This is a genomic window from Kitasatospora sp. NPDC004272, from assembly GCF_053603035.1.
The window spans coordinates 1-15,146 of record NZ_JBSGET010000111.1; the positions used below are offsets into that span (position 1 = coordinate 1).

The window sequence follows — 15,146 nt, forward strand, 5'->3', positions numbered from 1 at the left end:
GTTTTCCTAAACTTACCGGGCGGTCCAGGTTGCGGCCCGAACCCGCGGGGGGCGGCCGCCCCCCCCGCCCCGCCGCCCCGGCCGCCTCCGGCACTCGGCGCTCAGTGCTCGGAAGCACTCAGTGCTCGGAAGCGCTCAGTGCTCAGCGCCTCCGAGCACGGACGCCGCGAAGGCGAGCGCCACCGGAACGTGGTGGCTGCCGCCGCCCTCGTGCCCGTTGTAGGGATAGACGCTGATCTCCTTCGGGCCGCGGTAGTGGTGGTAGGAGGCGAAGACGGTCTCGGGCGGGCAGACCTCGTCCATCAGTGCGACCGAGTACAGCGCCGGGGCAGTGGCGCGGGCCGCGAAGTGGAGGCCGTCGAAGTAGGCGAGGGTGGCGAAGACGGTCTCCACCTTGTCGCGGTGGACCTTGCAGAAGTCGGCGACCTCCTTGTAGGGGAAGGCGTCGGTGATCTCGGTGGCGCGGCGGATGTGCTGCAGGAACGGGACGTCCGCGACCACCCCGGCCAGGTCGGGCACCAGGCCCGCGACCGCCAGCGCCAGGCCGCCGCCCTGGCTGCCGCCCGCCACCAGGACCCTCTCCGGGTCGACGCCGGGGTGGGTGCGCACGGCGTCGACGGCCCGCACCGCGTCGGTGTAGAGCCTGCGGTAGTAGTACGCGGCCGGGTCGAGGACGCCGCGGGTCATCGACCCGGGGTGGGCCGGGCCCGCGCCGGGCCCGTCGTCGGGGGTGTCGCCGGTGGACCAGGTGCCGCCCTGTCCGCGGGTGTCCATGACCAGGTGGGCGTAGCCCGCGCTGGCCCACCGCAGGTGGTCGTGGGGCAGAGCCCGGCCGCCGCCGTACCCGATGTACTCGACGACCGCGGGCAGCGGTCCCTCGGCGCCGCGCGGCCGGACCAGCCAGCCCTTGATCGGCTGTCCGTCGTAGCCGGGGAAGGTGACGTCCTCGACGGTGAGGGTGGTGAGGCCGGTCTCGACCGGCGCGGTGTCGAGGCGGGCGGGGAAGGCCCTGGCGGCGGCCAGGGTGTCCGCCCAGAAGGCGGCGAAGTCGGCGGGTTCGGTGCGCTCGGGCCGGTGCTTGTGCAGCTCGGGCAAGTCCATGGAGAGGAAGGCCATGACGGCCCAGGGTAGGGCCGGCCGACGACCGCGCCAATGTCGGGGTCGGAAAAGCGTGAAACTTACTTAACTGCTTAAGCCAAGAAGTGCCGGTGGGGCGCCGGGGCCCGCCTCAGCTGTTGACCTGATCATGCGGAGCCTCTTACTTTCCCGGAAGTCGGTCCGGGCCTTTCGCGCACCGCTCCGCTTAAGCGCATAAGCCGCCCGAACGCCTTCGCCCCGAACCCTCCTGATCCCCCGTCAGCCCTGTGTCAGCCCTGTGTCAGCCCTGTGTCAGTCGAACCTCCACCACCCGGGAGTCGGTACATGGAACAGCGATCGGCGGCCCTGCTGGCCGTGGCCCTGATGTCGATCACCGCGGTCTCCGGCTGCTCCGGCGCGAGCGGCGGCGGCACCGGCGGCGCGGCCGTCGCCCCGTCCGACCCGGCCTCGGTGAGCGGCACCATCACCGTCCTCACCCACAAGACCGACCTGGCGGGCGACGGCACCCTGGACCGGTACGCGGCCGAGTTCAACAAGGTCTACCCGAACGTGCACGTCAAGTTCGAGGCGATCGTCAACTACGAGGGCGACGTCAAGATCCGCCTGAACAGCACCGACTACGGCGACGTGCTGATGATCCCGGCCGCCGTCCCGGTCGCCGACTACCCGAAGTTCTTCGCCCCGCTCGGCACCCCGGAGGAGCTGGACCGCAAGTACCGCTTCGTCGACGGCGGCGCCTACGACGGGCAGGTCTACGGCATCGCCACCAACGGCAACGCGACCGGCCTGGTCTACAACAAGGCGGTCTGGAAGCAGGCCGGGATCACCGGTTGGCCCACCACCCCGGACGAGTTCCTGACGGACCTGCGCGCGATCAAGGAGAGGACCTCCGCCACCCCGCTCTCCACCGTCTACCACGAGGGCTGGCCGATGACGGCCTGGCAGAGCTACCTCGGCGGGGCGAGCTGCGACGAGGCCGCCAACGACGCGCTGGCCAGCGACCCCGCGCCCTGGGCGGCGGGCAAGGAGCTCAACCGCATCGACACCCTGCTGTACGACGCGGTGCACCAGCAGCTGGTGGAGAAGGACCCGACCACCACCGCCTGGGAGGGCTCCAAGAACCAGCTCAGCACCGGGAAGGTCGGCACGCTGGCGCTCGCCTCCTGGGCGATCTCCCAGATGAAGGACGCCGCCCGGACGGCGGGCGCCGACCCGGCGGACATCGGTTTCATGCCCTTCCCGGCGCAGCGGGACGGGCACTTCTGCTCGGTGGTCTCCCCCGACTACCGGGAGGCCGTGAACGTCCACTCCAAGCACAAGGAGGCCGCCCGCGCCTGGGTGGACTGGTTCGTCGACAAGAGCGGCTACGCCCAGGACGAGGCCCTGCTGCCGACCCTCAAGAGCGGGGCGATGCCCGCCGAGCTCCAGGCGTACCAGGACGCGGGGGTCCGGTTCATCCAGTTGAGCCAGGCGAAGAACGCCGAGGTCTCGACGATCGACAACCAGTCCGAGATCGGCCTGAACAAGCCGGACTACCGCCAGCACATCGTCGACCTGGCCCGCGGCGCCGGGGGCGGCGGCGGCCTGGAGGGCTACTTCGCCGACCTGAACCGGAAGTGGGCCGCCGCGCTCAAGCGGGCCGGGTCCTGACCGGCCGGCCGACGGACGAGCGAGGCGACATGCCCGAACCCACCACCACCGCCACCACCGCCACCACCACCGCAGCAGCGCCCCCCGCGGCCGCGCCCCTCCGGACCAGGCTGCTCGCCCGCGCCACCCCGTGGCTGTTCCTCGCGGTGCCGCTGGCCTTCCTGGTCACCTTCACCTACACGCCGGTGTTCAACATGCTGTACTACAGCCTGACCAGCTGGGACGGCTTCGGCCCGGACCAGGAGTTCGTCGGCGGGGCCAACTACACCGAGCTGTTCACCCGGCCCGACCTGTTCCAGGTCTTCTTCGTCAGCCTGTTCTACCTGGCGTCGGGCGCCGTGCAGATGGTGCTGGCGCTGTACTTCGCGACGGTGCTGAGCTTCCACGTCCGGTTCCGGAACTTCTTCAAGGGCGTGCTGTTCTTCCCGTACCTGATCAACGGCGTCGCCATCGGCTTCGTCTTCCTGTACTTCTTCCAGCCCGGCGGCACGCTCGACTCCGTCCTCGGCCTGTTCGGCGCGCGCGGCGACCACCTGTGGCTGGGCGATCCGCACCTGGTCAACTGGTCGCTCGCCTCGGTCTCGCTCTGGCGGTACCTGGGGCTGAACTTCGTGCTGTTCCTGGGCGCGATCCAGTCGATCCCCGGGGAGGTCTACGAGGCGGCGGACCTGGACGGGGCCAACCGCTGGCACCAGGTGAGGCACATCGTGCTGCCCGGCATCCGGCCCGTCGTCAGCCTGAGCGCCGTCCTGGTGGTCTCCGGCTCGCTGTCCGCGTTCGAGATCCCCTACCTGATGACCGGCGGCGCCAACGGCAGCACCACCTTCGTGATCCAGACGGTCAAGCTGGCCTTCCAGTTCAACAAGGTCGGCCTGGCCTCGGCCGCCGCCGTGGTGCTGCTCGCCGTCGTCCTGCTGACCACCTGGATCCAGCGGCGGCTGGTCCCCGACGAAGGGGTCGACCTGGTATGACGGCCCACCACGCCCCGCGCGGGGCCGGCGCCCGCACCGCGGTCGCCGCCAAGTACCTGTCCCTGCTGGCCGCTTCGGCCGCGACGCTGCTGCCGCTGGCGGTGGTGCTGATGGCGGCGCTGAAGACCGAGCCGGAGTCCGCGGACACCGGTCCGCTGACGCCGCCGCACGACTGGTTCAACCTGCACAACTTCCGGGTCGCCTTCACCCAGGGCCACCTGCTCCGGGCCTTCGGCAACACCGCCTTCATCCTGGTCTTCTCGGTCACCGGCACCGTCCTGATCGGCTCGATGGCCGCGTACGCGATCGACCGGTTCCGGTTCCCGTTCCGGAAGCTGACGGTCTCGCTGTTCCTGCTGGCCTCGCTGGTGCCCGGGGTGACCACCCAGGTGGCGACCTTCCAGATCGTCAACTCCTTCGGCCTGTTCAACAACCGCTGGTCCGCGATCGCCCTGTACACCGGCACCGACATCGTCTCGATCGTGATCTTCCTGCAGTTCATGCGGGCCATCCCGGTCTCGCTCGACGAGGCGGCCCGGATCGACGGGGCCTCGCCGCTGCGGATTTACCGGACGGTGATCCTGCCGCTGCTGCGGCCCGCGATCGCGACCGTGGTGATCGTGAAAGGGGTGGTGGTCTACAACGACTTCTACATCCCGTTCCTGTACATGCCCTCGCCCGAACTCGGCACCGTCTCCACGTCGTTGTTCTACTTCAAGGGCCCGTACGGGGCCCGCTGGGAGGTGATCTGCGCGGGCACGGTCCTGGTCATCCTGCCGACCCTGGTGGTGTTCCTGTTCCTGCAGCGGTTCCTCTACAACGGCTTCACCCGGGGGGCCACGAAGTGACGGCGCAGCGGTGAAGCGGGTCACGATCGGGGAGATCGCGGAGCGGGCGGGCGTCTCGATCGGCGCGGTGTCGTACGCCCTGAACGGCCGGCCGGGGGTGTCCGAGGAGACCCGCCGCCGGATCCTGGAGATCGCCGACCGGCTCGGCTGGCGGCCGAGCCTGGCCGCCAGGTCGCTGTCGGGTTCGCGGGCGCACAGCGTGGGCCTGATCCTGGCCCGCCCCGCGGACACCCTGGGCGTCGAGCCGTTCTTCATGCGGTTCATCTCGGGGCTGGAGCGCGAACTGTCGGGCCGGCGGGTCGGCCTGCTGCTGCAGGTGGTCGGGGACCACGCCGCCGCCGTCGAGGCGATCCGCCGCTGGTGGGCCGAGCGCCGGGTGGACGGCCTGGTGGTGACCGACCTGTACGCGCAGGACGCCCGGCTGCCGGTGATCGAGGAGCTGGGCGTCCCGGCGGTGCTGGCCGGGCGGCCCCGGGCCGACAGCGGGCTGGGCGCTGTCTGGGCCGACGACACCGCGGCGGTGGACTCCTCCGTCGACTACCTGGTGGCGCTGGGCCACCGCCGGATCGCCCGGGTGTCCGGGCTGCCCGCCCTCGACCACACCCGGGTCCGGGTGGCGGCGTTCCGCGCGGCCGTGTTCCGGCACGGCCTGGGCGAACCGCGGGTGGTCGAGACCGACTACACCGCGGAGGAGGGCGCGCGGGCGACCCGGGCCCTGCTGTCGCGGCCCGACCGGCCGACCGCGATCCTGTACGACAACGACGTGATGGCCGTCGCCGCGCTCAACGTCGCCCAGGAGATGGGCATCGCGGTGCCCGCCGAGCTGTCCCTGCTGGCCGGGGACGACTCGCAGCTGTGCGTCCTGGTCCGCCCCGCGCTGACCGCCCTGTCCTGGGACATCCAGGCGTACGGCCTGCACACCGCCCAGGTGCTGCTGGAGCTGATCGACGGCCTGCCGCCGCGCTCGCACCAGGAGCGGACCCCCGTCCTGACCGTCCGCGGCAGCACCGGCGCGGCACCGGCCGGCTGAGAAACTTTCGGCCCGCCGCTCCCCCTTCCCCCCTTTCCTCCCAATGCTGTTGACGTCCCGTCAGTTTCCACCCTACTTTCCCGGAAAACGACCGGGCCGCATTTCTGCGCCGCGGACTTAAGCGCATAAGCAGCGCACCGCGCGGCCGCCCCCGCCGTTCCGACGGAAATTCCCCCACCCGATTCGACGCGCTTTCAGGAGGGCCTCCATGCGTCGCACGTTCCCCGACCCCCGCCCCCACCACCCCGCCCGCGCCCGCACCCGCACCGTCGTCGGCGCGGCCGCCGCCGGGGCGCTGGCCCTCGCGGCGGCCTCCCTGACCACCCTCCCCCAGGCCGCCCAGGCCGCGCAGGCCGCCGAGGTGCACTGCAAGGCGACGTACGCGGTGCAGAACGACTGGGGCAGCGGCTTCCAGACCACCGTCACCATCACCAACCTCGGTACGGCGTGGACGAGTTGGACGCTCGGCTTCTCCTACGCCGGCACCCAGGCGCTGTCCTCCGGCTGGAACGGCAGCTGGACGCAGTCCGGCCGGGACGTCACCGTCGCCAGCCTGCCCTGGAACGCCGCCGTCCCGTCCGGCGGCAGCGTCGCGCCCGCCGCGACCTTCGGCTACAGCGGCGCCAACCCCGCCCCGACCGCCTTCACGGTCAACGGCGTCCCCTGCGACGGGTCCGCACCCACCACCCCGCCGACCACCCCGCCGCCGACCGACCCGCCGACCACCCCGCCCGCGGGGCCCGCCCCGGCCCTGCACGTCTCCGGCAACCGGTTGGTCACCGCCGCGGGCACCCCGTACCGCCTGCTGGGCGTCAACCGCTCCAGCGGGGAGTTCGCCTGCGTCCAGGGCAAGGGGGTGTGGGACGGCCCCGCGGACCAGGCGACGGTCGACGCGATGCGCGGCTGGAACGTCCGTGCCGTGCGCCTCCCGCTGAACGAGGAGTGCTGGCTGGACACCGCCGTCGGCGTCCCGGCGGGCGGCACCACCGGCGCCGCGTACCGGAAGGCGGTGAAGGACTACACCGACCTGCTGGTCGCCAACGGCATCAACGTGATCCTCGACCTGCACTGGAGCCACGGCCAGTACACCGGCCCCGGCGCGGGCTGCTCGGACACCGCCGCGACCTGCCAGAAGCCGATGCCCGACCAGCAGTACGCCCCGACCTTCTGGACCCAGGTGGCCGAGACCTTCAAGGGCGACGACGCCGTCCTGTTCGACCTGTTCAACGAGCCCTACCCGGACGCCGCCGACAACTGGGCCGACGCCACCGCCGCCTGGACCTGTCTGCGCGACGGCGGCAGCTGCCCCGGCATCGGCTACCCGGTCGCGGGCATGCAGTCCCTGGTGGACGCGGTGCGCGCGACCGGCGCCACCAACGTGGTCATGACCGGCGGCCTGACCTGGACCAACGACCTCAGCCAGTGGCTGGCCTACGCCCCGCAGGACCCCACCGGCAACCTGATGGCCTCCTGGCACTCGTACAGCTGGAACGGCTGCGTGACCACCGCCTGCTGGGACAGCACGATCGGCGCGGTCGCCGCGAAGGTCCCGGTCCAGGCCGGTGAGATCGGCCAGGCGACCTGCGCCCACGACTACATCGACCAGGTGATGGCCTGGGCCGACGAGAACGAGGTCGGCTACACCGCCTGGACGTGGAACCCCTGGGGCGTGTGCGACAGCAACGGCAACGTGCTGGTCACCGACTGGAACGGCACCCCGACGTCCACCTTCGGCGAGGGCTACCGCGCCCACCTGCTGGCGCAGCAGCCGTAGCCGCACCACCCCGCCGGCCCGCCGGCCCCCTCCGGGCCGGCGGCGCCCGGGCCGGGTCTCAGTCGCCGGGGTGCGACATCGCGTCGATGGCGATGGCCGCGGCCAGCACGGTGGCGTGGTCGGCGCCGGGGCCGATCTCCAGGCCGTAGGTGTCGCGGACCCGGAACCACTTCTTGGAGACCTCGGCGACCTTCCGGCCGTCGTCCTCGATCGTGTACTCGTGGTCGAGGACGTTGCCGTGGACGTCGAGGTCGGGGCCGTCGGGCTGCTCGATGTGCCAGCGGTCGCGGAGCGGGTTGATCAGGGCCTTCTTGACCATGGCGATGCGGTGGCCGTCGGCGTCCTCGATCTCCATCGAGTCCTTGATCCGCAGGGCGCGGCCCTGGACGGTGGCGACCCGGTGGCCGGAGCGGTCCTCGATGTGGAAGGTCTTGCGCAGCCGCAGGGCCTTGCCGTCGACCTTGTAGACGTGGTCGCCGGAGTCGTCGTCGATCCAGTAGTCGTCGCCGATGGCGAGGACCTTCTGGCGCATCCGGTACCGGGTGACCCCCTCCCCGTGGTCGAAAGCGCGGTTGGCCTGGCGGCGGGCCCGTCGTTCCTCGAACATGCCGGCGTCCTCTCCTGGGCTGCTGGGCGTGCGGCGGTGCGGCGGCGGACGGCCCGGCCGCTCCCGCTCCCGCTGCCGGGCCGCGCCGTCCGGTCCGTCCGTCCGTCCGTCCGTCGGCCCTTCGTACCGCCGTCCGGGCGGCCCCGCATCTTTTCGGGGGCGGGCCGGGCGCGGGTGGGGCGAAGGGCCCTACCGGCGGGTGCGGGCGGCTGGTTACCGTCGGAGGCCGGTGCCGGCGGCCCCCGTCGGCCCGCTCCCCGCCGGGCGTCCGTCCTCCGGCCGGTCCGGAGCAGCGGGACGGACCGGGCCCGGACGCGAGAACGGACCCGCGCACGGGAACCCGAGAGGAAGCAGCGAGATGTCGTCGACCGCCAACGGGCCGGGCCCCGCCGGACGGGGACGGTGGTGGACGCGGCCGTGGGCCGCCCCGGTGGCGGCGATGCTGCTGGTGGCGCTGGGGGACCTGCTGCTGGGGCCGGCGCTGGGGCTGCTGCCGCTGTTCGCGGCGGGGCCGGCCCTGGCGGCGGGGCGCGGTTCGCCGCGGACGGTGCTGGGGTCGGCGCTGCTGGGGGTGGTGCTGGTGCTGCTGATCTCGGTGTGGGACGGGCTGTGGGGGCACACCCGGGTGTGGGTGGCGCTGGCGGGGGTGGTGTTCACGGCGCTGGCCGCGTGCTGGGTGTCGGTGACCCGGCGGCGGGCGGAGCGCGAGCTGGTGGACGTCCGGGCGGTGGCCGAGACGGTGCAGAACGTGCTGATGCCGCCGCTGCCGCCCCGGGTCGGCCCGCTGGAGCTGACCGGCTCGTACCGCTCGGCGCACCGGACGGCCCGGGTGGGCGGTGACCTGTACCAGGCGGTGCAGGTGCCGGGCGGGGTGCGGATCCTGGTCGCGGACGTGCAGGGCAAGGGTCTGGAGGCGGTGAGCACGGCGGCGGCGGTGCTGGGCGCGTTCCGCAACGCGGCGCCGGTCGCGCCGGACCTCGGCGCGCTCGCCGCGCAGATCGAGCGGGCGCTCGCCGCGCAGACCTCCGGGGACCGGTTCGTGACGGCGCTGCTGGCCGACGTCCGGGAGGACGGGCGGACGGCGCTGCTGGACCACGGGCACCCGGTGCCGGTGCTGCTGCGGGCGGGCGGGGCGGCGCCGGTGCTGCCCCGGCTGGACCCGGCCCCGCCGTTCGGGCTGTCCGCGCTGGCCGGCGGCGGGCCGGCCCCGCGGCCGACCGTGCTGACCCTGCACGACGGCGACCGGCTGCTGTTCTGCACCGACGGCCTGACCGAGGCCCGGGACGGTTCCGGCGCCTTCTACCCGCTGGCCGACCGCGCCGGCCCGGTGCTCGCCCCGTCCTGCCCGCGGCGGGCGCTGGCCCGGCTGCGGGCGGACGTCGAGGCGTGGACGGGCACCGGCCCGGACGACGACTCCGCGCTGCTGCTCTGCGACTTCCGCCCGGCCGGCGCGGCCGCAAGCACCGACGGCGCGCGGCCGGGGGCCGTCGCGGCCTAACCGCGGGCCCGGCGACGGGCCAGCAGCCAGCCGAGGGCGGCGCCCACCAGCAGGGTGACCAGCAGCACCAGCCAGAGCGGGAGGGTGACGGTGGGGATCCACAGGCGGATCTGCACCGAGGCGGTGTTCGCGGCGATGAACCAGATCGCCAGGACGCCGAGGATCAGGAACGCGATGGTCCTGATCCGCATCTCGCGGCCGCCGACGGTGACCGAGGCCGGCCGGTCCGCACTGCTCGTCTTGTCAGCCATACGGACCATTATCTGAGGAATGTCCCACTTCGGCCCGTCGGCCTCCGGGGCGGCCCGCCGCGGCCGGGGCCCTCGGCTCAGCCGCAGGTGATGATCAGCGCGGTGAGTGCCGTGCAGCTGCGGCTCGCGCTGTCGTTGCCCGGGCCGGGGTCGGCGGGCGTGGCGGCGGTGCGGGTCGCGGTGGCCTTGTACGCGGTGCCGAGGCTGAGCAGGGCGACGGGGAGGCTGAAGGTCCGGCGGGCACTGGCGCCGGGGGCGAGGCCGGTGAGGGTGCAGGTGAGGCGGCCGGGGGCGGCGGTGCAGCCGGGGGCGGTGGTGGCGGGCGTGAGGGTGCCGGGGGTGAGGGCGACGGTCACGGTGGCGCCGGTGGACGCGGTGGTGGTGCTGGTGTCGGTGACGGTGAGCGTGTAGTCGATCCGGCCGCCGAGCAGCGCGGGGACGGCGGCCGCGTCGAGGGTGACGGCGAGGTCGGCCTTCGGTTCGGCCGGGGGGTCGACGGGGGCGGGCGGCGCCGGGATGACCAGGTCGACCGGGCCCCGGACGCCGCGGACCCGGTCGGTCACGGTGTTGCTCGCGGTGTCGACCACGGTCAGGTAGTCGTCGGCCGGGTTGGCGACCCACAGCTGGGAGCCGTCGGGGGTGAGCGCGAGGGCGCCGGGCTCGTCGGGCGTCTCGACGATGCCGGTGACCTGTCCGCCGCCGGTGGCGAAGGCGGTGACGGTGGGGCCGAGCGCGCTGGTGGCGTACCCGCGGGTGCCGTCGGGGGAGACGGCGACGCCGTCGGCGCCCGCGTAGACCTGCACCTCGGCGCTGACGGTGCGGGTGGCGGTGTCGACGACGGCGACGACGCCGCTGTCGTACTCGGTGACGTAGGCGTGCCTGCCGTCGGGGGCGAAGGCGACCTGCCGGGGCGATCCGGGCAGCGGGAGGGTGGCGGCGACGGCGTTGGTGCGGGTGTCGACGACGGTGAGGCCCTGCGGCTGGGTGAGGTAGAGGTCGCGGCCGTCGGGGGAGACGGCGGCGTCCTCGGGGAGGAAGCCGAGCGGGACGGTGGCGGTGACGGTCCCGGCCGCCGGGTCGAGGACGGAGAGCGCGCCGAGCGCCGGGTCGCCCTGGTGGTCCCCGGCGTACACCCGGGTGCCGTCCGGGGAGACGGCGATCGCCTGGGTGCCGGTGCGGGTGGCGACGGCGGTGTTCCGGCCGGGGTCGGCGGGGTCGACCACCCGGACGACGGGCGCGCCCTGGTCGGTGACGTAGAGGTGGCGGCCGTCGGGTGCGGCGGCGATCCGGGCGGGCCTGCTGCCGTCCGGGAGGGTGATCCGTCCGGTCGGCTGCCGGGTGGCGGTGTCGACGGCGGTGAGGGTGCCGCAGCACTGGTCGACCACGTACGCGACGGGTGCGGCGGGGGCCGGGGTGTCCGCCGCGGCGGGCCCGGGCGCGGCGAGCAGCAGGGGCGCGGCCAGGGCGAGCGCGACGGCGGCGGACGCGGCGCGGCGGGCGGATCTGCGGCGGACGCGGAGGGGGGTGGAGCGGAGGGATCGCACTGCCGTCTCATTTCGTTCGCGAGGGCAAGGAGGCGGGGGCGCACCCGTCCCGCGGCCGCGACCGGGGGTGTGCGGGTGATCACCGGGTGTGCATGCTGCTGGGCGGGCCGCTCGGGCCGCAAGGGCGGGTTTGCGCCATCCGGCGCCTCCCGGGGAGGGCCCGGGCGCGTTCCCGCCGGGCCCGTGCTCGCGGCCGCCGAACGGCGTCCTGACGCATTGTCCGAAACGCCGCCGCACCGGTCGTACCCGCCCGGATTCCCCAACCATCCACATTCACAAGGGCGTTCGAGCATCGATCACCCCCCCCCCCGGCCACCAGCCTTCGCCGCAGACGAGCAGAGCGCCGGGGACGCCGTCGGCTACTCCGTCGCCGACGGCCGCACCACGGTCCACGGCAGCGCGGCCGTCGAAGTCACCAACACCTTCGAGCCGCCGACCCCCCTCCCCCTCCCCGACCCCGAGCACCCCCGCCGACAACGGCGGCGGCACCCTCCCCTCCACCGGCGCCGGCTGGGCCCCGTGGGCCTCCGCCACTGACCCCCACCCGCCCCCGCCGGCACCCCTCCCTCGCCGGCACCCCTCCCCGCCGGCTCCCTCCCTGACGGCGCCTCACCATCCCCGCTGGACCATAGTCAGTCATCCGGTATATACAGTGATCATGAGTGAACGCAGCAGTCACAGCCAGCCGATGCGGGAGCCCACCCTCCTGCTGCTGGCCGCCCTCGCGGACGAGCCCCGGCACGGGTACGCCCTGCTCGGCGAAGTCACCCGGATCTCCGACGGCCGGGTCCGGCTCCGGGCCGGCACCCTGTACGGGGCGCTGGACCGGTTGTTGGCGCAGGGCCTGGTCCGGGTCGAGCGCGAGGAGGTGGTCGACGGGCGGGCCCGCCGGGTGTACGCGCTGACCGACCGGGGGCGGACCGACCTCGACGCCGAGGTACGGCGGATGGAGACCGTGGCGGTGGAGGCCCGCCGCCGGATGCAGCGGACCGCACGGACCCTGGGAGCGACGGGATGACGACGGGCGCACGACTGCTGCGGTGGGCCGTCCGGCTCCACCCGCCCTACTACCGCGAGGAGTTCGGGCCCGACCTGGAGGAGGCCGCGCTCGCCTCGATGGCCGGCCGGCCGCGCGCCGCCGTCCTCGCCGAGGCCGCCCAGCTCGCCTCGCACGGCCTGCGGTTGCGGCTGGGCCTGGGCGCCGACCGCCCGCTCGGCCGGGCCGCCGCCGACGCGGCGCCCGCCGTCCTGGCGCTGGCCGCGGCCGGGCAGGCCGCCTTCCGGCTGCGGGAGGCCCGGGTGTTCGGCACCGTCATGACGCCCGATCAGCTGGCCCGGACGTACGGCACCCAGCCCGCCTGGGCGGGCGTCGCGCTGACCGCGGTGGCGCTGTTCGCGCTGCTGCTGGGCCGGGTCACCACCGCCCGGCTGCTCGGCACCGCCGCGCTGGCGGCGGCCGTGCTCTCGGCGGCGCTGGCGGCGGCGCACCGGCTGGCCGGCGAGACCGGCCAGCCGGTCACCGGGCTGTTGAACCCGCTGGTGGCCTGCCTGTTCCTGTGGCTGGCCCCGCTGCGGCTGACGCCCGCGCCGGACCGCCGGGGGGCGCTGCTGGCGCTGGGTCTCGGCGCGGGCGCGGCGGGCGTGCTGCCGGCCGTTCCAGCGGTCGGCGGGCAGGGCGTGGTCGGCGTCGCGGTGGTGCTGGCGGTCGGCCTGGCCGGTCGGCACACCCGGCGGGCCGCGCTGACCGGGCTGGTCGCGCTGCTGCCGCTGTACCCGGCCGTGCTGGACGAGTTCGCCCCGCACCGCCCGTCGCCCGTCCAGACCCTGCAGTTCGCCGTGGTGGCGGCGGTCGCCGCCGCCGTGCTGCTGCGGGTGCGCCGCCGCGCGCAGCGCCCGTCCTGACGGGCGGCCGTCCGCGCCCGTCCGCCCCCGGCGCGCCGGTTCCCCCCGGTCCGGCGCGCTGCCTACGGTGGGGTGGTGACTGATCGTCGAAGCGGCGGGTACCTGGGGGCGGCGGCCGCGTTCGCCGTCTGCATGGCCGGGACCACGCTGCCCACCCCGCTGTACGGGCTGTACCAGGAGCGGATCGGGTTCTCCGAGCTGATGGTGACGGTGGTGTTCGCCGTCTACGCGCTCGGGGTGATCGGCGTGCTGCTGCTGTTCGGGAACGTCTCGGACGCGGTGGGGCGGCGGCCGGTGCTGCTGGTCGGCCTGGGGTGCGCGGCGGCCAGCGCGGTGGCGTTCCTCGCCGAGCAGGGCCTGGCCTGGCTGTTCGCGGGCCGCCTGCTGTCGGGCTTCGCGGCGGGCCTGTTCACCGGCACCGCCACCGCGTACGTGCTGGAACTCGCCCCGCCGGGCCGCAAGGGCCGGGCGGGGTTCGTCGCGACGGCCGCCAACATGGGCGGCCTGGGCTGCGGCCCGCTGCTGGCCGGGCTGCTGGCCCAGTACGCGGCGCGGCCGCTGACCCTGCCGTTCGTGGTCCACCTGGTGCTGCTGGTGCTGTCCTTCGCGGTGCTGCGCGCGCTGCCGGAGAGCGTCGACGGGGCGCGCCCGCTGCGCACCGCGCGGCCGCACCGGCCGTCGCTGCCCGCGGAGGTGCGCGGGGTGTTCGTGCCCGCGGCCGTCGCCGCGTTCACCGGGTTCTCGCTGCTGGGGGTGTTCACCTCGGTGACGCCCGCGTTCCTGGCCGAACAGGTGGGCGTGCACAACCACGCGGTGGTGGGCCTGGTCGTCGCCACCGCGTTCTTCGCCTCCACCGGCGGCCAGTTGCTGGTGCCGAAGCTGGGCGCGCGGCGGGCGATCCCGCTGGGCTGCCTGGTGCTGATCGGCGGCCTGGGCCTGCTCGCCCTCTCGCTGGCCACCCACGCCCTCGCCCCGCTCGTGCTGGCCGCCCTGGTCGGCGGGGCCGGGCAGGGCATGACGCTGCGCGGCGCGGTCGGCGAGGTCGCGGCCGTCGCCCCCGACGCCCACCGCGGCGGGGTGCTCTCCGCCCTGTTCGTGGTCGCCTACCTGGGCATCTCGATCCCGGTGATCGGCGTGGGCCTGCTGGACGGCCCGCTCGGCCTGCCCGACGCGGGCCTGGTCTTCACCGCCTGCATGGCCGTCCTGGCCGCCGCCTCCGGCGCCTTCCTGCTGCGCCGGGCCCGCGCCCTGGACTGACCGCCCACCGGTTGTCGATCTTTCCCCGCCCGCCGTCGCGTGGTAGGAGTGCCCCAGCACTGCGCGTACGGAGGGATCGACCATGCTGATAGCCGACCGGACGGATCCGGCGTCCGGATACCTGTTCCTGCTCTGCTGGGGGATCGCCGCGTTCTCGATCGGCTGCGTGCTGGCCCTCAACCTCCGGGGTGCGGTGGACCGGCTCGTCGCCTTCCTGGAGGCGCAGCGCGCGCAGTCGGGCCTGACGGCACCGCTGCGGGGAGGCTCCGTCCTGCGGCCGCTGGGGGCGGTGTTCCTGCTGGCCGGCGCCGGCGCCGCGGTGTTCGGCGCGGTCGAGGTGTTCTCCGTGGACGCGCGGTCGCTGTTCACCCGCAGGCACGACCTCGGGGCGATGGTCTTGCTCTTCCCGCTCATCGGCCTGTTCGCGCTGGCTGGGCTCTGGCACCGCCGGGGCCCGCTGCGCACCGCCTGGGCCACCGGCCGCGCGGCGCTCCGCACCGGGGCCGTCCTGTTCTCCCTGGCCGCGCTCGCCCTCACCGCCTGCCTCAGCCTGGGCCTGTTCACCCTGGGCGCCTTCGTCCTGGCCCTGACCGCGGTCACCGCCGTGCTCACCCTGCTCTCCCTCCCCCGGCGGGTCTCCGCCACCTGATCGAGCGTCATACCCCGGTAGCACGCGGCCGGTTGGCTCTGCAGTAGGGCGCGCACCGCCCGTTCGC

At 74.4% G+C, this 15,146-nt stretch carries 14 protein-coding genes; 10 read left to right on the forward strand and 4 right to left on the reverse strand.

Annotation, left to right across the window (positions count from 1 at the left end; genetic code table 11):
* Positions 1-135: 135 nt before the first annotated feature.
* A complete protein-coding gene (locus tag ACWEO5_RS28085) occupies positions 136-1,116 on the reverse strand; it encodes an acetylxylan esterase (RefSeq protein ID WP_452165001.1) in 981 nt (326 codons plus the stop codon).
* A 306-nt stretch (positions 1,117-1,422) separates the two neighbouring features.
* Here ACWEO5_RS28085 and ACWEO5_RS28090 point away from each other — a divergent pair, with 306 nt between their 5' ends.
* From ACWEO5_RS28090 to ACWEO5_RS28110, 5 genes are all read left to right on the forward strand, one after another.
* On the forward strand, positions 1,423-2,748 hold the full coding sequence (locus ACWEO5_RS28090; RefSeq protein WP_452165002.1) for an ABC transporter substrate-binding protein: 1,326 nt from the start codon (positions 1,423-1,425) through the stop codon (positions 2,746-2,748).
* Between the two features lie 29 nt (positions 2,749-2,777).
* On the forward strand, positions 2,778-3,719 hold the full coding sequence (locus ACWEO5_RS28095; protein ID WP_452165003.1) for a carbohydrate ABC transporter permease: 942 nt from the start codon (positions 2,778-2,780) through the stop codon (positions 3,717-3,719).
* Positions 3,716-4,567, forward strand: a complete 852-nt coding sequence (locus ACWEO5_RS28100; protein WP_344552126.1) for a carbohydrate ABC transporter permease — start codon at positions 3,716-3,718, stop codon at positions 4,565-4,567. The genes ACWEO5_RS28095 and ACWEO5_RS28100 overlap by 4 nt, the downstream gene beginning before the upstream one ends.
* 10 nt (positions 4,568-4,577) lie before the next feature.
* Positions 4,578-5,597 carry a LacI family DNA-binding transcriptional regulator gene (locus ACWEO5_RS28105; protein ID WP_452165004.1) on the forward strand — a complete coding sequence of 340 codons (1,020 nt, stop codon included), beginning with the start codon at positions 4,578-4,580 and terminating at the stop codon, positions 5,595-5,597.
* A gap of 208 nt (positions 5,598-5,805) precedes the next feature.
* Complete coding sequence (locus ACWEO5_RS28110) at positions 5,806-7,371, forward strand: cellulase family glycosylhydrolase (RefSeq protein WP_452165005.1); 1,566 nt, start codon at positions 5,806-5,808, stop codon at positions 7,369-7,371.
* 58 nt (positions 7,372-7,429) lie between these two features.
* On the opposite strand, the gene ACWEO5_RS28115 is transcribed toward ACWEO5_RS28110, so the two are convergent.
* On the reverse strand, positions 7,430-7,978 hold the full coding sequence (locus ACWEO5_RS28115; protein WP_452165006.1) for an LURP-one-related/scramblase family protein: 549 nt from the start codon (positions 7,976-7,978) through the stop codon (positions 7,430-7,432).
* A 358-nt stretch (positions 7,979-8,336) separates the two neighbouring features.
* Between ACWEO5_RS28115 and ACWEO5_RS28120 the strand changes: the two genes are divergently transcribed.
* Positions 8,337-9,476, forward strand: a complete 1,140-nt coding sequence (locus ACWEO5_RS28120) for a PP2C family protein-serine/threonine phosphatase (RefSeq protein ID WP_452165007.1) — start codon at positions 8,337-8,339, stop codon at positions 9,474-9,476.
* Here ACWEO5_RS28120 and ACWEO5_RS28125 read toward each other — a convergent pair.
* Complete coding sequence (locus ACWEO5_RS28125) at positions 9,473-9,727, reverse strand: lipopolysaccharide assembly protein LapA domain-containing protein (protein WP_452165008.1); 255 nt, start codon at positions 9,725-9,727, stop codon at positions 9,473-9,475. The two genes, ACWEO5_RS28120 and ACWEO5_RS28125, sit on opposite strands and share 4 nt — an antisense overlap.
* 77 nt (positions 9,728-9,804) lie before the next feature.
* Complete coding sequence (locus tag ACWEO5_RS28130) at positions 9,805-11,271, reverse strand: YncE family protein (protein WP_452165009.1); 1,467 nt, start codon at positions 11,269-11,271, stop codon at positions 9,805-9,807.
* 658 nt (positions 11,272-11,929) lie between these two features.
* Here ACWEO5_RS28130 and ACWEO5_RS28135 point away from each other — a divergent pair.
* The 4 genes from ACWEO5_RS28135 to ACWEO5_RS28150 all read left to right on the forward strand — a co-directional run bounded on the left by ACWEO5_RS28135 (position 11,930) and on the right by ACWEO5_RS28150 (position 15,079).
* Positions 11,930-12,289 carry a PadR family transcriptional regulator gene (locus ACWEO5_RS28135; protein ID WP_344552134.1) on the forward strand — a complete coding sequence of 120 codons (360 nt, stop codon included), beginning with the start codon at positions 11,930-11,932 and terminating at the stop codon, positions 12,287-12,289.
* Positions 12,286-13,173 (forward strand): hypothetical protein, encoded by an 888-nt coding sequence (locus ACWEO5_RS28140; RefSeq protein ID WP_452165010.1) that lies wholly within the window; start codon positions 12,286-12,288, stop codon positions 13,171-13,173. The genes ACWEO5_RS28135 and ACWEO5_RS28140 overlap by 4 nt, the downstream gene beginning before the upstream one ends.
* 132 nt (positions 13,174-13,305) lie before the next feature.
* Entirely contained in the window at positions 13,306-14,430 is a 1,125-nt protein-coding gene (locus ACWEO5_RS28145; RefSeq protein WP_452165018.1) for an MFS transporter, read from the forward strand.
* Positions 14,431-14,512: 82 nt separating this feature from the next.
* Positions 14,513-15,079 carry a hypothetical protein gene (locus ACWEO5_RS28150; RefSeq protein ID WP_452165011.1) on the forward strand — a complete coding sequence of 189 codons (567 nt, stop codon included), beginning with the start codon at positions 14,513-14,515 and terminating at the stop codon, positions 15,077-15,079.
* Positions 15,080-15,146 lie beyond the last annotated feature (67 nt).